This is a genomic window from Brevibacillus sp. JNUCC-41 (assembly GCF_014844095.1).
GTDB classification, from domain to species: domain Bacteria; phylum Bacillota; class Bacilli; order Bacillales; family DSM-1321; genus Peribacillus; species Peribacillus aracenensis.
In genome coordinates, this window is the sequence record NZ_CP062163.1 from 4,230,003 (window position 1) to 4,251,460 (window position 21,458).

Here is a 21,458-nt window from a genome sequence, read left to right on the forward strand (position 1 = left end):
AAATTGAATGGGGGAATCATTATGAAAAAACTGAAAGTATTACTTGTCTTTCTCCTGCTAATCATCACTGTTTTGACCGGCTGCAGTAAAGGGGATAGCCCTGTGTCAAGCAGTGGCAGTAAAGGCAAAAGTGAAAATGTCGTTAACATCGGTTTTAGCGGTCCTTTAAGCGGGGCAGCAGCCTTATATGGGAAACGGACATTGAATGGTGTCGAAATGGCCGTGAATGAAATTAACGATGCTGGCGGGTTTGAAGTAGATGGTAAGAAATACACGCTGAATTTAGTATCGTTGGATGATAAATACTTACCTAATGAAACAGGGTCGAATGCTAAACGGTTAATTCAGGAATATGATACGCCAATCATTTTCACGCCTCATAGCGGAGGTGTGCTGGCACTTCAGGTTTTTAATGAACAAGAGGAATTCATCATTGGGGCATATACGAGTGAACCGGCAGTGACCGAGAGCGGAAATTCATTAACCGTTAGGATTCCACCGAATTACGAGGGGTATATCGAACCTTTTACAACATATGCAATGGAACATTTCGGCAAGAAAATTGCCGCTTTGCCAACATCTTCGCAATACGGTAAAGACTGGACCGAAGCTGTGCTTCCACATTGGGAAAAGCAAGGCGGAAAAGTCGTTTATAATTCCTCGATTGATTTCGCTAAAGAAACCGATTTCTTTACGATTGTCACCAATGCCTTGAAAAAAGATCCTGATGTGCTTTTTATCGGTGGTGCTTCAGAACCTACGGCAAAAGTGGCGAAGCAAGCTCGGGAGCTAGGATTTAAGGGCGGTTTCATCATCATGGATCAAGCAAAGCTGGATCAAATGAAGCCGATTGCAGGGTCATATGAAACATTGGAAGGCTCGATTGGCGTTCTGCCGCTGATGGACTCGGAAGAAGAAGCAGTGCCTGCTTTCGTTGAGAAATATCAAAAGAATTATAAGGAAGATCCAAGCTCCGAAGTAGGATTGAATTATATCGCCATGTATGCGTTTGTGGAAGCGATGAAATCTGCAGGCAGTGTTGATGATGCAAAGGCCATCCGTAAACATATGCAAGATGGACTTTCCAATATAGGACCAGATCAAAAAATATACGATATTCCCTCGATTGATGAAAATGGGGGATTTGCATCAACGATTGTCGTCGGTGCAGTAGAAAAAGGGAAAGTAGTTCCTGTCCGTTAACTGGGTAAAGGGATGCATGTTCCGGATAGTATACTAGTTTAACATTTTGCTAAATATTTGTACGTGTATCGTTCCAGATCATAGGGACGGTACACGTTTTTTTATCGTTGAAAAAATCTACACCTAAAAATAGTAGGCTCCTAAAGCGGCCATAGATTCATATTTTATTTAATAAGGAGTTCGCCGCATTGGGGTTTGAGGAAAGAAACATGATAATTAACAAATTTTACAAAAATATCTTGTATCAGAGTAATGAAAACGCTATCATTGAATATAGTATGAAATATAATTTCATTATTTTCTATTAAAAAATGAAATTATATTTAAGTAATTGTTTATAGGAGGATTTAATTGTCTATGGAGGAACATTTGCGTTCATTAACGACTGAATTACGGAACGAAAAGACGATGAATATCGATAGTGTAAATACGATGGAAGTCATTTCTGCAATCAATAAGGAAGATTTTAAAGTGGCAGCAGCGGTCCAGGAGGTATTGCCAGAGATTGAAACGGTAGTTGAATGGGCTTGTGAATCATTAAAGAACGGAGGGAGACTCATATACATCGGAGCAGGAACGAGCGGAAGACTCGGTGTTCTGGATGCCGTGGAATGTCCCCCGACTTTCAGCACACCACCTGATAGGGTGCTGGGAATAATCGCAGGAGGGGAAAAGGCGTTTGTTCGGGCTGTTGAAGGAGCAGAGGATAAAGAGGAGTTTGGGGAATGTGATCTGATTGACGTGGAACTTACAGCAAATGATACGGTTATTGGCATCGCGGCTAGCGGCCGTACCCCTTATGTGAGGGGTGCTTTACGTTATGCGAGAAAAGTTGGGGCTAAAGCGGCGGCATTATCATGCAATAAAAACGCGAGCATCACGGAAGCAGCTGATATAGGGATCGAAGTGGTAGTCGGACCGGAAGTGTTAACAGGATCCACAAGAATGAAAGCGGCAACTGCACATAAAATGGTACTCAATATGATTTCAACTGCAACCATGATCCGGTTGGGAAAAGTCTATGAAAATCTGATGGTCGATGTTAATGTCAGTAATCAAAAACTGAAGGACCGTGCAATAAGCATCATAGAAACTGTAACGAATGCTGACTATGATCAAGCTTTGAATACACTTGAAAAGGCCAATAATCAAGTTAAACCAGCGATTGTCATGATAAAAACGGCAACAGATTATGAAAAAGCAATGGAGTTACTGGAGAATGCGGATGGAGATGTCAGAAAAGCCATCTCGATCCAGGAAGATTAAGGAGGGAAGCAATGGCTACAGGAGGATTATCCATCATACAGACGATGTTGAGCAAGCTGCCGCAATCAGAACAAAAACTAGCAGAATATATACTACAAAATCCTCATGAAGTTGTGAACAGCACTGTACAGGAATTAAGTACCTCTGCCCAAACTAGCGGGGCCGCTGTTATTAGGTTGTGTAAATCGCTTGGAATAAAAGGATTTCAAGATTTGAAAATAAGGATTGCTGGAGATTTGATGAAAACCGTCGAACAGGGTTATCGGGATATCGAGCCTTCCGAATCACTGTATCGGATTGTGGAGAAAACAACGAGTAATTCGATTCAGTCCATTAGGGATACATCTGAAATAATCGATCACGATAATCTCAAGCATGCGATAAAGCTGATGCTGAATGCTAAAACCGTCCACTTTTGCGGTGTGGGTGCTTCGAATATAGTTGCTGCTGACGCTCAGCAAAAATTACTTCGCGTCAATAAAGGGGCAACGGCTTTTACAGATATGCATTTAATTGCAACCTTGATTGCAAATGCAGATGAAAATGACATCGTTTTTGCCATTTCATTCTCAGGGGAAACACCAGAAGTTGTCAATATATTGAAGCTGGCAAAGGAACGTGGGGTCAAGACAATCGGGCTGACTCATTATGGCCAAACAACGGTATCATCCTTGTGCGACGTCACACTGTATACATCCTATTCGAATGAGGCACCATTTCGAAGTGCAGCAACATCCTCACGATTGGCGCAATTATATATGATTGACATTTTGTTTTTGGGGATGGCTTCAGAACAATATGAAGAGACTGTCCAATATATCGATAACACCAGGTCTGCCATTAAATCGATGACAGATCAATATAAATGATTCATACGAGATTTGACAAAGGGAGGGCTTTTGAATGGGTAAGGGGGATAAGTACGCCAACTTAGCAGAAGAGTTATTGGGAAAATTAGGTGGGGCATCTAATGTTGCCGATGCTGCACATTGTATGACCAGACTCAGGGTACTGCCAATCGATCGTTCGAAAGTGAAAATGGAAGATATAAAAAATACGGAAGGCGTTTTTGGCGTCATTGAAGAGGAAACGATCCAAATCGTCCTCGGGCCAGGCGTGGTGAACAAGGTTCATACAGAATTTGAAAAGCTTCTGGAGGAATCCTCTGGCGATTTGAACCTAAAAGAAGTAGCCTCGAAGAATAAATCTGAGATTAATAGGAAAAACGCAAAACCGTTTAAACTTTTTTTACGCAGGATTGCAAGTATTTTCATCCCTTTAATTCCCGCCTTAGTGGCATCAGGTTTGATTACCGGCATTACAAAAGCAATCGTTCAAGCGGGCTGGCTTGCAGCAGAATCGCAATTAGCCATCATATTAACCGTTATCGGATCGGGGCTGTTTGCCTACTTGGGGATTTTGGTTGGGACCAATGCAGCAAAAGAATACGGTGGATCACCTGCACTCGGTGCACTTGCAGGTATCTTGGTCATAAACCCGGCCGTCGGCGACATTTCATTGTTTGGTGAAAATTTGCTCCCTGGTCGCGGTGGGTTAATAGGAGTCCTTTTTGCAGCTATTTTCATAGCCTTGGTGGAAAAACAGGTCAGGAAATTCATTCCTCAATCACTGGATATCATTTTGACGCCAACCATCGCTTTACTCATTACTGGGATTATCACTTACATTATATTTATGCCGGTAGGAGGGTTTTTATCGGATGCGATTACGACTGGGTTATTGAATGTTTTGGATTTCGGTGGTGTCGTAGCTGGATTCGTGCTTGGTGCGGCCTTTCTCCCTCTCGTCATTACTGGTTTACATCAAGGTTTAACGCCTGTCCATCTAGAATTGATCAATTCGATTGGTGATGATCCACTGCTTCCCATTTTGGCGATGGGTGGCGCGGGCCAAGTTGGAGCGGCATTTGCCATCTATATGAAAACCAAGAAAGCAAGTTTGAAGCGAGCTATTGGAGGGGGCCTTCCTTCCGGGATGCTAGGTATCGGTGAACCTCTTATATTTGGAGTGACCCTGCCATTGGGGAGACCTTTCTTAACTGCATGTTTAGGTGCAGGAGTAGGTGGAGCCTTCCAAGCTCAATTCGGAATCGCAACGTCGTCCATCGGTGTGTCCGGACTGCCGCTTACCTTTTTAGTTCATCCAAACCAAATCGGACTGTTCCTCGCTGGTTTGTTCATTTCCTATATAGCAGGTTTTATTTTTACGTATCTGTTTGGATTCAAAGATGAAATGGCGGTTGAATTCAAGTGATCGGAATTTCTTTTTATCTACAAGATCCGCATGCAGAAACACAAATCATCCATGCTGCTAACCTGGGAGTGAAAAAAGCATTCACCTCGCTTCATATTCCTGAAGAAAAGGGTGATCTCGTGAAAAGGATGATCACGCTTTTAAAACTTTCAGAGGACTATGGAATGGAAATCCATGCAGATGTCTCATTAAACACGCTTGATCATTTGGGGATTGGCAAATTCGCGGATTTATGGCCATTAGGTATTAAAGGTATTCGCCTTGATGATGGGTTTGATAAAGAAACGGTCATATCTTTATCTAAGGTGTTTTCGCTCTCACTAAATGCAAGTACATTGAATGAAGAAGAACTTTTAGCCATACTTGGGGGCGGTGTGGAAACGGAAAGTCTGATAGCTTGGCACAACTTTTATCCGAAGCCTGAAACGGGCCTTGAGGAAGGGTTCTTTCATCAACAAAATCGAATGTTCAAGAAATACGGCATACCGATCTTTGCTTTCATCCCAGGTGCAGGAAGCAAACGCGGTCCTCTTCATGTGGGTCTTCCAACACTCGAAAAACACAGGTTGATGAATCCTTACGCTGCCGGTATTGAGCTGATTCAGCATGTGGAAGGAGTTTACGTTGGAGATCAAGGAACGGAGAATAATCTGCTTGAGAATCTAACTGCCTATGAAAATCTAAATATTCTAACTGTTAGAATGGAATCCCGAATCTTGCAAAGCGGTCAGTATAAATTAAGGCCAGATGTTTCTCAAGATGTTTTCCGGCTGCAGAATACCCGGGTCATGGCAAATGTTGAGCCGAGTAATACAGTTGCACGCAGCCTTGGATCCATAACGATGGACAATGATGCTTACGGAAGGTATCGGGGGGAGGTCCAAATTTGCAAGAGAGACCTAGGGGCAAATCACCGTGTTAATGTGATAGGTCGAGTTATAGAAGAAGATATTCCCTTGCTGTCCCTTCTAAAGCCTGGTCAAACGATAAACCTTATAATTGAGTGACCAATTGATTCGATTATACAGCAGGTAAATGGATATAATTCATGAAGGCTTGTTAAAAGAGGCGGCTGCGGGGTTTCCAATGCTGCCTTGTTTTCTTTATAGGATCTATATAGTTCATTTCCATTCATTTTTCCCCCTTCATGAAAGTGGATATGGAATTGTTGCTAACGGAACTAAAAAGTATACAAGGGAGGAAACACTAAATGATAAAAAGGATATGTGCCCCTGCTGGAATCGCATTATTCTTTGTTTTATCCATTTTGGGAGGGAATGCGACAGCAAAGGGATCAGAGACCGAAAACTCTGTATCGGATATTCAGAAAATCGTAGAAAACATGACAATCGATGAAAAAGTCGGTCAAATGCTAATGCCGGATTTTCGTAATTGGCAAAAACAAGGAGAAGTCAAGGCGACCGGGTTTATTGAAATGAACTCAGAAGTTGCAAGCATTATCCAAAAATATCATCTGGGCGGTGTGATTTTATTTGCTGAAAATGTAGTCGATACCGAACAAACGGTTCGGCTAACAGATGGTTTGCAGAAGGCAAGCCCGGGCCTGCCGCTGTTCATAACGATCGATCAGGAAGGAGGAATCGTAACTCGCCTTCAAACTGGAACGAACCTTCCTGGTAATATGGCACTTGGTGCAGCCAGGAATGAGAGTTACGCTTATCAATCTGGAGAAATCATTGGCAAGGAACTGTCGTCACTTGGCATAAATGTCAATTTCGGGCCGTCTGTCGATGTAAATAATAATCCAGGAAATCCTGTTATTGGCGTTCGTTCCTTCAGTTCTGATCCGGAACTTGTATCAAAGCTTGGCATTCAGACGATAAAAGGATTGCAAAATCAGAACATGATAGCAACGACCAAGCATTTCCCCGGCCATGGAGATACAGCAGTCGATAGTCATTATGGTCTTCCCCTTGTTTCTCATGATAAAGATCGTTTGCGTTCCATCGAGTTGGTTCCTTTCCAAAGGGCCATCGATGGTGGAGTAGATATGATGATGACAGCACATGTTCAATTTCCTGCGTTCGATGACACTAAGTATATCAGTAAAAAAGACGGTCAAGAAATAATGGTTCCTGCAACGTTGTCACAAAAGGTCATCACGGGTCTATTACGTGAGGAAATGGGTTTTAACGGTGTTGTGGTTACAGATGCTTTGAATATGAATGCCATTGCGGACAACTTCGGACAGGAAGAAGCTGTGGTCCTTGCCCTGAAATCTGGCGTTGATATTGCACTGATGCCTGCACAGATTAACTCGCTTCAAATGGAAAAGAATATAACCTCTGTATTCAATGCAGTGAAGGCAGCGGTGGAAAGTGGGGAAATTCCTCTAGGTCAAGTCAATCAATCTGTAACGAGGATACTTGAACTGAAAGTGAAGAGAGGGATATTAAACCCTGATGACACTCCGATCGATAAAAAGATCGAAACCGCGATTAAAGTGGTCGGGAATGATGATCATTTGAAAAAAGAAAGGAAAATGGCGGAAGATGCCATCACTCTTTTGAAAAATGAAGACAAAATATTGCCTTTCAAACCTAAGAAAAATGATAAAGTTTTAATTCTTGCTCCTTTTGATGATCAAGTTGAATCCATGTCCAGGAGCATCGGCGAATTAGCTGATAATAAGAAAATCAAGAAAGTCCAAATAACGGGTATGAGTTTTTCAGGAAAGTCATTTTCAGATCAAGTGGCCAGACTCATTGATGAATCGGATTTTGTCATAACTGGTTCCTATATTGTCAAAAACGATCCAGCTGTCAATGATGGAGTGATAGATGATAGTATTCAAGATTCGTCTAAATGGGCAACAGCCTTCCCTAGGGCGGTCATGAATCATGCTAAGAAGAAAGATAAAAAATTTGTATTAATGAGTTTAAGAAACCCTTATGATGTTGCAAACTTTGAAGAAGCGAAAGCGGTTCTTGCTGTTTACGGGTTCAAAGGGTATTCGAATGGGCGTTATAGACAGCCAAATATCCCGGCAGGCATCTCGACCATTTTTGGAGAATCAAAGCCTAGAGGGACGTTGCCGGTCGATATACCATCAGTAACCAAGCCCAATCAAAGCCTTTATAAATTTGGATATGGATTAGATATTAAATCTGGAAGACCCATTAAAAAATAGGGAGGGATGCAATTTGAAAAGGATGATAATCCTATTTACCATTTGTCTGATGACTTTCGGCATTGTTTCCTCAAAAAGTGTAACCGCTGTTAAAGAGAAGAAAAAACAAAAGGTCAGTCCCGGTATTGAAGTTCTTTTAAAAGAAGAAAAGGACGTGTTAAGCGGAAAAAAAGTCGGCTTGATTACGAATCCAACTGGCATCGATTCTAAATTAACCAGCATCGTCGATCTACTTAATGATGATCCGGATATTAATTTGACAGCGCTATTTGGTCCTGAACATGGAGTGCGTGGAGATGCGCAAGCTGGTGCAAGCGTTGAATATTATATGGATGAAAAAACGGGGTTGCCCGTTTATAGCTTATATGGCAAAACGAAAAAACCGACGCCTGAAATGTTAAAGGATGTCGAGGTGCTTGTTTTTGATATCCAGGATGTCGGAACACGCTATTACACCTATATCTACACGATGGCTTATGCAATGGAAGCAGCCAAAGAAAATGATATCCCCTTTATCGTGCTGGACCGGCCTAACCCACAAGGCGGGGAATCGGTAGATGGGCCTGTCCTTGAACCTGAATTCTCATCGTTTGTTGGTTTGTACCCAATACCTCTTAAGCATGGGATGACTGTTGGGGAACTGGCTACTTTGTTCAATAAGGAATTTAAAATAGGTGCAGATCTAAAGGTCATCAAGATGAAAGGCTGGAAGAGGGATATGGACTATGAAGAAACAGGTCTTCCTTTTGTCTTGCCGTCACCGAATATGCCGACTGTTTCCACTACGTTCGTATATCCGGCTACAGGCTTGATCGAGGGAACGAATGTCTCGGAAGGCAGAGGAACGACTAAACCATTCGAATTGATTGGTGCTCCTTATATAAACAGTGATGAGCTTGCTGGGAAATTAAATGCATTAAGGTTACCTGGCGTAAAATTCAGGGCAGCCTCCTTTACACCTACATTTTCAAAACATGCAGGTAAACTTAGCCATGGAGTGGAAATTTATATAACCGATAGAGAGGAATTCAAGGCTGTCCCTACCGGACTTCACATCATCAAGACCATTCAGGATCTATATCCTGCAGATTTTGAATTCCTTGCAGCCAAAAATTTCAATTTATTGATTGGCAATGGATGGGTAATGTCAAGAATTGAAGAAGGTTCATCAGTAAATGAAATCATGAAAGAATATCAAGCAAAGCAGGATGCTTTTAAAAAGGTTCGCAAAAATTACTTGCTCTATAAATAAGAGAAAAAAGAAAAGTCCGGTTGGACTTTTCTTTTTTTGATGAACTTTCGAAGAAGGAGAAAATCGCTAAGACTTTATTCCTGAATAAAGCCAAATTTATAAGTTCTAAAATGGAAGGAACCGTTGTCTAATAGAATATGGGGTTTACCCTAAATCAGTAATTGTCAGGGGGAAAGCGGGATGAAAAAATATCTTCAAAAAATTGGACGTTCCTTGATGCTTCCAGTAGCCGTCTTGCCGGCAGCCGCCATATTAATGGGGATCGGTTATTGGATAGATCCAGCAGGATGGGGAGCGGGAAGTCCGTTAGCGGCTTTCTTAATTAAAGCGGGTTCTTCAATCATTGATAATATGGCTATTTTGTTTGCTGTTGGAGTGGCGTTGGGGATGTCGAAAGGGAAGGATGGAGCAGCCGCTTTGAGCGGTCTTGTAGCCTATCTAGTCGTAACGACATTGCTTTCCACGGACTCGGTAGCGATGCTGCAAGGAATAGATGCAAAAGATGTAAATCCAGCATTTGAGAAAATAGAAAATGCATTTGTCGGAATCCTCTCGGGCCTTATAGCGGCAGCTATGTATAATCGGTTCAGTAAGGTCGAGCTGCCGGATGCACTCGCTTTCTTTAGCGGTAAACGCCTTGTCCCGATCCTTACTGCGGTTGTAATGTTACTCGTTTCTCTTATATTATTCTTCGTATGGCCACTCATCTACTCCTGGTTAGTTATATTTGGGGAAGGAATTAGTGAATTAGGTGCAGCTGGAGCAGGACTCTATGGATTTTTCAATCGGCTTTTAATACCAACAGGTTTACATCATGCTTTAAACTCCGTATTCTGGTTCGATGTAATAGGACTTAACGATATCGGTAAATTCTGGGCTGGAACAGGAATAAAAGGAACCACGGGCATGTATCAAGCCGGATTCTTTCCCGTCATGATGTTCGGTTTACCGGCTGCTGCTCTGGCCATGTACCATTCGGCAAAATCACGGAAGAAAAAACAAGTGGCCTCATTGATGCTCGCAGCCGGTTTCGCTTCATTTTTTACAGGCGTTACTGAACCGTTGGAATTTGCTTTCATGTTTGTTGCACCTGCCCTGTTTGTTGTGCATGCTTTATTAACAGGGATATCATTAGCTATTGCTGCGACTTTCCATTGGACAGCTGGGTTCGGTTTTAGTGCAGGATTCATTGACTTTGTTTTAAGTTCAAGATTGCCATTGGCAAATGAACCTTATATGCTACTTCTTCAAGGACTGGCTTTTGCTGTCATTTACTATTTCTTATTCCGATTCTTGATAAAAAGGTTCAATTTAATGACTCCAGGCAGAGAAGATGATACAGAAGATGAGCTTGATGGTGGAGAAGTGATTGCGGAAGCAGACAGCAGTCAAGGCGGGAATGATAAGAGTAAATTCTTTGGAATGGCATCCGTTATTTATGAAGGTTTAGGCGGAGACGCTAACGTAATATCTGTAGATAACTGCGTTACCCGATTAAGGGTTGAGGTAGAGAATATGGGAGCTGTCGATCAGAATAAAATCAAATCAACAGGGGTTGCCGGAATTAATATCGTGGGTCCCCAAAGCATTCAAGTCATCGTTGGGACACAAGTACAATTCATAGCTGATGAAATTGAAAAGATCCGAAGGCAATAGCTGATTCTCTAAAAATCTACGATCAGGATTATATTTTCTGATCGTAGAGATTTTTATGATAATGACTTTATTAACTCTGCTCATAAAATAGAATAAAACGAATCAATGTTCTATAATATATAAAGGTATTGTTGAAGGATTTGCAATGAAGCTTGAAGAATTAGTAATGAAGCTCGTCCGCCAATCATTTGAGTAATTAGGATATCAGCAGTAATGAAGGCTGTATACATACCAAAAACACGATCATATAGTTTACTAAGTTTTGAGCAAGGGATATCTTTTGCATTTAGTATAGGGAGGTTCCGGTCTTGTATAAACAAAAAACCAAAGAAACTGACAGTAGTGTCATTGAGTTCATTGAGAACGTCGAAAATCCAAAAAAGCGTGAAGATGCATATGAATTGTTGGATGTTTTCACCAAAACGACAGGTTATGAGGCAAAGATGTGGGGACCGAGCATCATTGGGTTCGGTATCTATCATTATAATTATGAATCAGGTCATGAAGGAGAAGCCCCTCTGGTAGGCTTTTCCCCTCGAAAAGCAAAAATCAGTTTATATTTCACTCCAGGGGATAAAAAAAGGGAAGAATTGTTACAGGCATTTGGAAAACACACTTCCGGAAAAGGGTGTGTGTACATCAATAAAGTGGCAGATATTGATATTAATGTATTGAAAGAATTGATTAATCAGTCTGTCAAGTTTTTGAGAGATAAGTACCCGGACAATGAAATATAAGAGAACGGATGATCAATTTATAATTGTTAAAGAGGAACAAGAAAGCGAGTGGGAACGAAAATGAGAAAAATTAAAGTGGGCATAGTTGGGTACGGATTGTCAGGAGCTACATTTCACGCTCCATTACTAAGTGTTTTAGGGCAGTTTCAAATAACGAAAGTTGTCAGCTCAAAGAAGGAAAAAGTCCAAAAAGATCTGAAAGATGTGGAAGTGGTAAGCAGCTTAGAGGATATTCTTGAAGACGCATCGATTGATTTGGCTGTTATTACGACACCGAGTGGTTTGCATTATGAAATGGCCAAGCAAAGCTTGTTGGCCGGGAAGCACGTCATCCTTGAAAAGCCGATGGTAGTGGAAGCTTGGGAGGCAGAGGAGCTAATTAAGCTTGCCGAGGAAAAGAATCTTCTATTAAGTGTCTATCATAACCGGAGATGGGATAATGACTTTTTGACCGTGAAAAAACTTATGGATGATGGAGTGCTTGGGGAAATCAATACATACCAAGTCCATTATGATCGATACAGGCCTGTAGTCAGGGATAGATGGAGGGAAAAACCAGGCCCGGGATCAGGCATGCTATATGATTTAGGATCACATCTCATCGATCAAGCACTGCATTTATTTGGATTGCCGCAATTCGTTTGGGCAGATGTTTTTTCCCAAAGAGAAAATGCAGAAACGGATGATTATTTCCATGTGATATTAGGATATGAAAAGCTGAGAGTTATCTTACACTCAGGCTCAATCGTTCCGAGTAATGGACCGCGGTATCAGGTGCATGGAAGTAAAGGATCATTTATCAAGTACGGTCTTGATTGCCAAGAGGCGGCCCTGAGCGAGGGGAAAAAACCGCTGGATGACTCTTGGGGTGCAGATGAACCCGAATTCTATGGTAAGTTGGTTACGGTTGAAGGAGAAAATGAGATACATGAAACCATTGAAACACTGCATGGTTCTTATTTAACGTATTACCAGGCAGTTGCCGATAGTATATTAAGCGGGAAGAAAGCTCCAGTCACTGCCCAAGAAGGGTTATCTGTCATTAAAATCATTGATGCGGCTTTTGAAAGCAGTAAAGGAAAGAAAGCCATTTATATTAAATGAAATTCAATTTCCCCTCATAACAATATGAATTGAGAAAACTGAATGTTAAGCGGCCTTATTTTTAGAAATAAGGTCGCTTTTAATTTTGGTCAAATGCATGATTTACCGGTTTATTAGATAAAACAAAACTCGTGACTTCGAATGTTCCGCAATAATTAGAACTGTTTTTGCATAAAATTAGAGCGATTATTCGAGAGATTGAGTATTTACTCGTGAATTCATGCAATTTACTCGTGAATTTGGAGAAAATACTCGTGAAATTCATACATTTACTCGTGAATTATCCCCATTTACTCGTGAATTCAAATGATACGCAAGAATTAGAGCTGTTTCCGCATAAAATTGGAGCGAATATTCGGTAGATTGAAGTATTTGAACTGTGGATATTCTGTTTTGGAGGATTTATATTGAAATGAAATCCCCCGAATGGCCGCTGCTATTCGGGGGGCGTTTAGGTATTTAACTTTAGCTCTAGGATAATGCCTTTGCATGAAGAGATCGCTTTTGCCAAGCCATGGTAATCATCAAAGTAATGAATAAGAGGATAAGGCCCAACATGAAAGGATAGGTGATGTGGATATCATACATCATTCCGGCAAGTGTTGGTCCGAGCACATTACCGATGCTCATATATGCATTATTCATACCCATTGCAAAGCCCTGCTCATTTCCTGCCATCTTGGAAATCAGTGTGTTAAGAACTGGACGTAAGATGGAGGTGGAAAGGAAGATGACCAGTGAAATTAAAAAGAAAATCAGGTAACTTGAAGCAAAAAGTGATAGAAGGAAACCGATGGCTGCAACACTGATAAAGATATTCAGCACATTCACTTCCCCGAAACGCCGTACAATCCGGTCGACGACAAACAGTTGTACAATTACACTGACGATACCTGTGGCTGTAACCATGACGGCGATGTCCTTAGGGCTTGAATTGAATTGATTATCAAGATAAAGACCAATGACAGATTCATATGCCATTAAGCCAAAGCTCATTACAAGAGTAATGATGAGTGGGATGAAATAGGGCATTTTCACGGATAAGGCAATCTTCCGAACCATCGTTTCGGTTTTTGCATCCATGTCTTGAGTAACTTGTGCCGTTTCGCTTTCTTTTAAAACAAAAATCGAAAATACTACAGCTGATAGGGATACCAGCGCAGAAATCAAAAAGGGAAACTTCAAGCCAAAATCAGCTAAAAAACCTCCAATTCCTGGACCGACTACAATGCCCAGTGACATGGCGGCAGATACTAAACTATTGCCTTTAGCGCGCTGATCAAATGTGGTGATATCGGCTACATAAGCAAAAATTGCGGGGATAAGCAAAGCTGCCCCAATCCCGCCAATGATGCGTGAAGCATATAATAACCAAATGGAATTGACTGCATAAAAAATAAACATGGATAATGTCAAACCAATCAATCCATAAATAATCATTTTTCTGCGCCCGAATTGGTCAGTCCATTTTCCGGCAATTGGTGAAAAGATAAGTTGTGCACCTGCGAAAATGGCAATCATTAGGCCAGCGGCGGTTCCTCCTTGATTAATGGAGGCCAGGTATGCTGGTAAAATGGGAATGATGATACCGAAACTTCCTATTGCTATAAACATATTGATCATGAGGATAATGATCTTCTTGCGTTGTTCTGCTGACATGGGCAGCCTCTCTCTCTCTTTAAAAATCAATAACCAATTTAATTCGCATGGTTAATTTTTTGATACGTTAATTATGTTATAGTTTTAGATAGATAGTGTCAATAAGAAAGGATTGTCAAACATGCATTCAAGTGAATTGTATAATTTACATCTAGAAATCAAGGAACTAAGCAGCCTCTCACAGGAATTGGTGGAACCTTTTTTGGTTAAATATGATTTAACTTCTGTACAGTATCGCGCATTGCATTTAATTGTCTTGACTGAATCCATAGCAGTTAAAGATGTTTCGAATCATTTAAAAATCAAACCTGCAGCAGGAACTGCACTAATTGACCGGCTTGAACGGAAGAAGTTGATTGAGAGGGTACACAGTGAGGATGATCGGCGGTTCGTTTTTATCCAATCCACCGAAAGTGGAAGGAGAATCTATCATTCCATAAATAAGTGTTTTGCCAAGATCTTTCGTGAATTTTATGGGGTCCTAAATGAAGAGGAAACGCAAGGGCTCAAACAAATCGTCGGGAAACTGACCGAACATGCATCGTCTTGCATAGAGAATAAAATATAGTCTTCCTGACGTCTATAGTTTCCAATATAATAGAAAGAAGATAGACCTAATATTTACTAAAGCAGTGAATACCACTGCTTTTAGGGGATTAATTATCTGAATAATCAAAAAATAAATGAGTCACTCCCCTGAGTAAAACAAGTTAGGTTTATTCAATGATTCATGATGTAAGAAATCCATTAAAGAAGATATGGCTTTTGGAAAATGAATCTGTATCAAAAAAGTTAAGAAAATTTTTTCTCAATGACTCATCATGACGAACCAAGCAGAGGTAGTGTACTAGAAGCAGAGAATCGCAAAAGAAGGAGATGGTAAAATGTTTTCGCCATTAACCCCAATGGATTGGAAGCGCAGGGCCGTAAAATATTATCCCCATAAAGTTGCAGTCATCGATGAAGAGAAAGAGTTTACATACAAGGAATTCGGGCAGCGGACAGATCAACTTTCCAAAGCACTGTATTCTTCGGGAATTGAAAAAGGCGACCATATTGCAGTAATGTTGCCAAATACGCATTATATGTTGGAATGTTTTTATGGCATTTGTCAAATGGGAGCTGTAATGGTTCCACTGAATTATAGACTGGCTGCAGAGGATTTGGAATATATCATCAAGCATAGCGATTCAAAAATGTTGATAGTCGATGAGGAATTCACCGCTCCGATCGAAAAGATCATTACTAGACTTTCATTGGAAAAAATCATTATCGTGCCTGTTGAAGGACATGAAACCACTTTACCTGGAATAGACTATGAGAATTTCATTTTGCATGCAATTGATGAAGCACTGCCAGAGGTTAAAATCGATGAAAATCAACTTTTGACTATAAATTATACGAGTGGAACGACTTCAAAACCAAAAGGGGTAATGTTAACCCATCGCGGGAATTACATGAACGCCGCTAATTTCATTTATCACCTTGGAGTGAATCATGACGATGTATACTTACATACCCTGCCAATGTTTCACGCTAATGGCTGGGGAGGTGTATGGTCGGTAACGGCTACAGGCGGGACTCATGTATGTCTAAGGAAAGTCGACCCCCCTCTTATCCTCAAATTATTCGCCCATCATAATATTACATTATTATGTGGGGCACCGACTGTCGTCAATATGCTAGTGAATGAACCTAAAGCAAAAGAAACAAATATCAAAGCTCGCCCAAGGATGGCAACAGCAGGTGCACCTCCAGCAGCAGCGCTTATACAAAAGGCACAAGAAATCCTTGGTTTGAATATGATTCACGTATATGGGTTAACAGAAACTTCCCCTTTCATCCTATATAACGAGTGGAAGGATGAGTTTGAAGCTAAATCGGCGGACGAACAAGCAATAATAAAGGCAAGACAAGGGATTGAATTGGTTTTCAATGGGGAAACGATGGTAGTCAATCAAGATGGGAAAGAAGTCGTTTGGGATGGAAAGGAACTGGGAGAAATCATTACCCGCGGCAATGTTGTAATGGAAGGATATTATAAGGATCCGGAAAAAACGACCGAAGCAATTAGGGATGGCTGGTTTCATACAGGAGATCTGGCAGTGACCTATCCTGATGGTTATATTGAAATACAGGACAGGGCTAAGGATTTAATCATTTCCGGGGGAGAAAATATTTCTTCAACAGAGGTGGAAGGGGTATTGTATAAACATCCAGGTGTTTTGGAGGCGGCGGTCATTGCCATCCCAGACGATAAGTGGGGAGAAACGCCTAAGGCAATCATTGTGTTGCACCAAAATGCAAAAGTGACAGAAAATGAGATCATAACCTTTTGCCGCTCTAAAATGGCTCACTTTAAAGCACCGACAACAGTTGAATTCGTAGAGTCTTTACCGAAAACGGCAACAGGTAAGCTACAAAAATACCGTTTGAGGGAAATCCATTGGAAAGGAACAAAAAAGGTAAATTAAAGGCTTGATTATATGAACGGGACTATATTAAAGGTTGTCAAAATAAGTTAAAACCAAATAAAGTACGGCAAATAACAAGACCAAGAATGCTTTTAAAATAGCATTCTTGGTCTTTATTATTATGGAAAGCACCATTTCCTCTGTAACCAGGTAGTTAAATTAACGAGGGCTTCCCAATGAAAGGTTTGACTTAGTGCAATATAGATAAACTTGTTTTTTTACCATTAGCATCGACTGATGGATGATAAGCGTGATTTACCTGAATAATATGCTGCTATTAAACTATAAGGAATGCCAGCGAGTGCTGATGCCGGTGCAGGATACGGGCAGTACAAATAAATAAGTAAACGAAGGAAAAGGTTTTAAAACAGTGATAATTGTACTTATTTCAATAGTTTTCTTTAAAAGCATTATTTCTGGATAATTAGAGTAGAGGCTTACATCAATCGTTATTTTGTAAAAATTCGTGAAGAATAAAACGATAAATTTTAAAAAAACTAAATGAAATTACATTATAAGGAAGGAACTGTTGAAAAGTAAGTGATTATCCATTAAAAATTCTGTAAATTTAATTAAACATTATAACGTTATATTGATTAGTTCGGCAAAATATGATAATCTATTTTTGTAAAGAGAAATGAAATGAACTCTCACACAATTTAGTGTAACCGTATACAAAGTACTTGCAATCGATAGGATGTACCGAAAAGGATGAGGGAAATGGCAGATACGTTAGTTCTGAAGAATGTAAAGATGTTAGAGGGAAAAGCAGCGGATATCATACTGGAAAATGGGATGATTAAAGAAATCGCACTTCCCGGAACTGCAACAGGGGATAAGATAATAGATTATGATCAAAAAGTTTTTGTTTCCAGCGGATGGATTGATATGCATGTACATGCTTTCCCGGAATTCGATCCTTATGGTGATGAGGTTGATGAGATTGGATATAAAACGGGAGTAACAACGGTCATTGATGCGGGAAGCACGGGGGCAGACAGGATATCTGATCTCGTTAACAGCTGTGAAAATTCCAAAACGAATGTTTTCGCCTTTCTGAATATTTCGCGGATTGGCTTGAAAAGGATTGATGAGTTATCGGATATTTCATGGCTGGACGAAGGGGAATTAAGGAAGGCAATTTTCAAGTACGGGGATTTTGTCGTTGGACTTAAGGCGAGAATAAGTAAAAGCGTGGTTGGTCCAAATGGTGTCGAGCCATTAAAAATCGCTAGGAAGTTCTCGGCTGAAACTGGTTTACCATTAATGGTCCATATCGGTTCAGGGCCGCCTGATATTAAAGATGTCCTTGAATTACTTGAGGAAAAGGACATTATTACACATTTCTTAAATGGTAAAGCGAATAATTTATTTGATGAAAGAGAAGAGCCGCTTCCTGAGTTCAGTAAGGCGATTGAACGTGGTGTCCATTTGGATGTAGGTCATGGAACGGCAAGCTTTTCATTTAAAACTGCAGAAATGGCGAAAAAGCGGGGAATACGCTTCAATACGATCAGTACGGATATATATCGGAAAAACAGAGAGAATGGGCCAGTTTTTAATATGGCTAATGTGCTTACAAAATTTTTGTATCTGGGTTATCCATTAAACGAAGTAATAGATGCCGTTACGGTCAATGCAGCAGCTTGGTTGCATAAACCCGAGCTTGGCAGGATTTCAGCTGGGGATATTGCGAACTTGACCTTATTCTCGATCAAGAATGAGCCGACCCTTTTAATGGATTCCGAAGGAGAAAAAAGGATGGCAGAAAAAAGGGTTGTCGTAAAAGGAGTGGTTATAAATGGAGAATTCATTGAATGCTAAATACGGTTTGAAAAGAGTCATAAATGCAAGCGGAAGAATGAGCATATTGGGGGTTTCTGCCCCAACTGACACAGTGATGGACGCGATGAAAAAAGGTGGGCAAAATTATGTTGAAATTTCTGATTTAGTCGATAAGTCAGGCCAGCATATAGCGAAATTGCTTCATTCTGAAGCAGCTGTCGTCGTTAATTCAGCTTCAAGTGGGATTGCGCTTTCGGTAGCGGCGATCGTTACGGAAGGAAATAGAAGGAAAAGCGAAAGGCTTCATCAAGATCTCATTCAAAAGAATGAAATCATCATGCTGAAAGGCCATAACGTTCAGTATGGTGCACCGGTTGAAACCATGATTTACCTTGGTGGCGGAAAATTGGTTGAAGTTGGGTATGCAAACGAAGGGAAGGCAGAACATATTGCGGATGCCATAAATGAAAATACTTCTGCCATTTTATACGTGAAATCGCATCATGCTGTTCAGAAAAATATGATATCGGTCGAAGAAGCATGGGAAGTGGCCCAAACGAATAATATCCCTCTGATTGTCGATGCAGCTGCGGAGGAGGATTTGGGGAAATATGTACAATTCTCCGACTTGGCCATTTATAGTGGATCAAAAGCCATTGAAGGACCCACATCCGGTATCGTTGCTGGCAGAAAAAAATATATTGAATGGGTAAAGGTTCAATTGCATTGTATCGGAAGGAGCATGAAGGTTGGAAAGGAAACTACCTTTGGGCTGCTTCAGGCATTGGATGAGTATTTCGTCAAGACAGATAAAAGCGAAAAAGAAAAAGCTAGTTTACAAGTTCTCACATCACTTGAATCCATTGAGGGCGTAAAAGTAACGATAGTTCAGGATGAAGCCGGCCGTGCCATATATAGAGCACGTATTTCCATTGATCCTTCAATAACGGAAACGACGGCGAAGGAAGTGAACGAGCAGCTCAGAAATGGGGATATCGCCATTTACACACGCGATTATGGGATACGGCAAGGCTTTTTCGATATAGATCCGCGTCCATTACAAGGTGATGATATACATGTCATCGAGGCACAATTAAGCACCATATTAGGAGGAAAACAGGGATGACAAACATTAAAAAACGGTTATTGAATGATCGTGTAGCCTTAAATGTACTTGCAAATAGTGTAGAAAATGCAGTGGAAGTCTTTGAAGCGGCGGAAGGCCATGTATTGGTTGGTGTACTCTCAAAGGATTATCCAACAGTGGAAGCTGGTGTTACAGCAATGAAAGAATACGGGGAAGCCATTGATGAAGCCGTTTCAATAGGATTGGGTGCGGGCGATAATAGACAGGCAGCGGTTGTCGCAGAAATAGCAAAACACTATCCAGGCAGTCATATTAACCAGGTTTTTCCTGCTGTTGGTGCTACGAGGGCCAATTTAGGCGATAATGACAGCTGGATAAATTCACTTGTTTCTCCAACTGGGAAAGCGGGTTATGTGAATATCTCCACTGGTCCAGTAAGTGCTGGTGCAAGTGAAACTGCCATTGTGCCTATCAAAGCTGCCATTGCGCTGGTTCGCGATATGGGGGGGAATGCTCTGAAATACTTCCCGATGAAAGGCCTGAAGCATGAAGATGAATATCGTGCTGTCGCAAAGGCTTGTGGTGAAGAAGGATTTGCTTTGGAACCAACAGGTGGAATCGATTTAAATAATTTCGAGACTATACTAGAGATCGCATTAGAAGCAAAAGTGCCTAAAGTCATTCCCCATGTATATTCTTCCATCATCGATGAAGAGACTGGAAAAACGAATGGGGAGGATGTACGGAAATTATTGGCCATAACTAAAAAATTGGTTGAAAAATATGCCTAAAAGGATTGTGGCATTCGGGGAAGTAATGATGCGTTTACAGGTACCAGGGCATGAATTGCTATCACAGGCCAACACTCTGCAATACTCCTTTTCAGGCACGGGGGTAAACGTTGCTTCTGCGATGGCAAAGCTCGGTCATGAGGGGTTTCTTGTGACAAAGTTACCGGATAACCCACTTGGGGATTCCGCGATTTCATCTTTGCAGCGCTTAGGAATTGGAAGGAACTTCATCTCTAGAGGTGGCAAGTACTTGGGGATGTACTTTTTGGAAAATGGTTTTGGACAGCGGGCGAGCCGTGTCACATATTCCAATCGACTGGAAAGCAGTTTCAATAAAGCCTCTTTATCCGATTATGACATGGATATGATTTCGGAAAGTACGGATATCATCCATTTTTGCGGAATCACGCTTGCAATGGCGGAAAATGTACGGGAAAGTATGAAGGTGCTGGCTAGAAAAGTCAAAGAAAAAGGCGGTACAGTCTGTTTCGATTGCAACTACCGCCCCTCATTATGGGAGGGAGGTTATGCCGACGCAAAGCCTCATTATGAAGAAATGCTTACTTTGGCTGATATCGTCATGATGAATGAGAAAGACGCCCTATATATTTTAGGAATGAAGTCTGAAGGCTCCACTAGGGAAGAACAGCTAAACGAGTTAATCCCTGAGGTGGCGAAAAAATTCAATATTCAGTCGATAGCAGGGACACACCGTTCAATCAACAGTGATAATAGCCATACATTGAGGGGGTATATATACAAGGAAGAAACATTTTACTTTTCCGATATCCTATCATTTTCCGTATATGATAGAATAGGTTCAGGCGATGCTTACACCAGCGGAATCTTACATGGAGAATTACGAGGATATTCCCCTGAAAAGACAGTTCGGTTTGCGGCTGTTTCAGGAATGCTGGCATGTACTGTCGTTGGAGATACTCCTTTGGCAACCGAAAAGGAGATACTCTCGGCAATGGAAGGTAAAATGGAAGATATTAAGAGATAAAAGGCAGGAGATT

Annotated in this window: 17 protein-coding genes; 16 read left to right on the top strand and 1 reads right to left on the bottom strand. The window is 41.0% G+C overall.

The features are described from left to right. Positions 1-21: 21 nt before the first annotated feature. The 10 genes from JNUCC41_RS20575 (at position 22) to JNUCC41_RS20620 (ending at position 12,643) form a co-directional block, all read left to right on the top strand. Positions 22-1,203: an ABC transporter substrate-binding protein gene (locus tag JNUCC41_RS20575; RefSeq protein ID WP_192204591.1), complete on the top strand. Its 1,182-nt coding sequence runs from the start codon at positions 22-24 to the stop codon at positions 1,201-1,203. Positions 1,204-1,554: 351 nt separating this feature from the next. Further along, complete coding sequence (murQ, locus tag JNUCC41_RS20580; RefSeq protein ID WP_370662539.1) at positions 1,555-2,469, top strand: N-acetylmuramic acid 6-phosphate etherase; 915 nt, start codon at positions 1,555-1,557, stop codon at positions 2,467-2,469. An 11-nt stretch (positions 2,470-2,480) separates the two neighbouring features. Continuing rightward, positions 2,481-3,338 carry a MurR/RpiR family transcriptional regulator gene (locus JNUCC41_RS20585; protein WP_192204592.1) on the top strand — a complete coding sequence of 286 codons (858 nt, stop codon included), beginning with the start codon at positions 2,481-2,483 and terminating at the stop codon, positions 3,336-3,338. A 34-nt stretch (positions 3,339-3,372) separates the two neighbouring features. Beyond that, positions 3,373-4,743, top strand: coding sequence for a PTS transporter subunit EIIC (locus JNUCC41_RS20590; protein WP_192204593.1), 1,371 nt, complete (start codon positions 3,373-3,375; stop codon positions 4,741-4,743). Continuing rightward, on the top strand, positions 4,740-5,750 hold the full coding sequence (locus tag JNUCC41_RS20595) for a MupG family TIM beta-alpha barrel fold protein (protein ID WP_192204594.1): 1,011 nt from the start codon (positions 4,740-4,742) through the stop codon (positions 5,748-5,750). The genes JNUCC41_RS20590 and JNUCC41_RS20595 overlap by 4 nt, the downstream gene beginning before the upstream one ends. 203 nt (positions 5,751-5,953) lie before the next feature. Continuing rightward, positions 5,954-7,894, top strand: coding sequence for a glycoside hydrolase family 3 protein (locus JNUCC41_RS20600; protein WP_192204595.1), 1,941 nt, complete (start codon positions 5,954-5,956; stop codon positions 7,892-7,894). Positions 7,895-7,907: 13 nt separating this feature from the next. Beyond that, positions 7,908-9,146, top strand: coding sequence for an exo-beta-N-acetylmuramidase NamZ family protein (locus JNUCC41_RS20605; RefSeq protein WP_370662540.1), 1,239 nt, complete (start codon positions 7,908-7,910; stop codon positions 9,144-9,146). Between the two features lie 180 nt (positions 9,147-9,326). Then, complete coding sequence (nagE, locus tag JNUCC41_RS20610) at positions 9,327-10,802, top strand: N-acetylglucosamine-specific PTS transporter subunit IIBC (protein WP_192204596.1); 1,476 nt, start codon at positions 9,327-9,329, stop codon at positions 10,800-10,802. A 308-nt stretch (positions 10,803-11,110) separates the two neighbouring features. After that, positions 11,111-11,539: a DUF1801 domain-containing protein gene (locus JNUCC41_RS20615; protein ID WP_192204597.1), complete on the top strand. Its 429-nt coding sequence runs from the start codon at positions 11,111-11,113 to the stop codon at positions 11,537-11,539. A gap of 60 nt (positions 11,540-11,599) precedes the next feature. Next, positions 11,600-12,643 (top strand): oxidoreductase, encoded by a 1,044-nt coding sequence (locus JNUCC41_RS20620; RefSeq protein ID WP_192204598.1) that lies wholly within the window; start codon positions 11,600-11,602, stop codon positions 12,641-12,643. A 471-nt stretch (positions 12,644-13,114) separates the two neighbouring features. Here JNUCC41_RS20620 and JNUCC41_RS20625 read toward each other — a convergent pair whose 3' ends face one another. Next, positions 13,115-14,302, bottom strand: coding sequence for an MFS transporter (locus JNUCC41_RS20625; protein WP_192204599.1), 1,188 nt, complete (start codon positions 14,300-14,302; stop codon positions 13,115-13,117). 121 nt (positions 14,303-14,423) lie between these two features. Between JNUCC41_RS20625 and JNUCC41_RS20630 the strand changes: the two genes are divergently transcribed. From JNUCC41_RS20630 to JNUCC41_RS20655, 6 genes are all read left to right on the top strand, one after another. Continuing rightward, positions 14,424-14,870: a MarR family winged helix-turn-helix transcriptional regulator gene (locus JNUCC41_RS20630; RefSeq protein ID WP_192204600.1), complete on the top strand. Its 447-nt coding sequence runs from the start codon at positions 14,424-14,426 to the stop codon at positions 14,868-14,870. 316 nt (positions 14,871-15,186) lie between these two features. Continuing rightward, a complete protein-coding gene (locus JNUCC41_RS20635) occupies positions 15,187-16,776 on the top strand; it encodes a long-chain-fatty-acid--CoA ligase (protein ID WP_192204601.1) in 1,590 nt (529 codons plus the stop codon). Between the two features lie 720 nt (positions 16,777-17,496). Beyond that, positions 17,497-18,600, top strand: a complete 1,104-nt coding sequence (locus JNUCC41_RS20640; RefSeq protein ID WP_192204602.1) for an amidohydrolase/deacetylase family metallohydrolase — start codon at positions 17,497-17,499, stop codon at positions 18,598-18,600. Next, on the top strand, positions 18,578-19,687 hold the full coding sequence (locus tag JNUCC41_RS20645) for a DgaE family pyridoxal phosphate-dependent ammonia lyase (RefSeq protein WP_192204603.1): 1,110 nt from the start codon (positions 18,578-18,580) through the stop codon (positions 19,685-19,687). Before JNUCC41_RS20640 ends, JNUCC41_RS20645 begins: the two co-directional genes overlap by 23 nt. Continuing rightward, complete coding sequence (gene dagF / locus JNUCC41_RS20650) at positions 19,684-20,439, top strand: 2-dehydro-3-deoxy-phosphogluconate aldolase (RefSeq protein ID WP_192204604.1); 756 nt, start codon at positions 19,684-19,686, stop codon at positions 20,437-20,439. Before JNUCC41_RS20645 ends, dagF begins: the two co-directional genes overlap by 4 nt. Further along, the gene (locus JNUCC41_RS20655) at positions 20,432-21,445 is read left to right on the top strand and encodes a sugar kinase (protein ID WP_192204605.1); all 1,014 of its coding nucleotides are present in this window, start codon (positions 20,432-20,434) and stop codon (positions 21,443-21,445) included. Before dagF ends, JNUCC41_RS20655 begins: the two co-directional genes overlap by 8 nt. Positions 21,446-21,458: the final 13 nt, after the last annotated feature.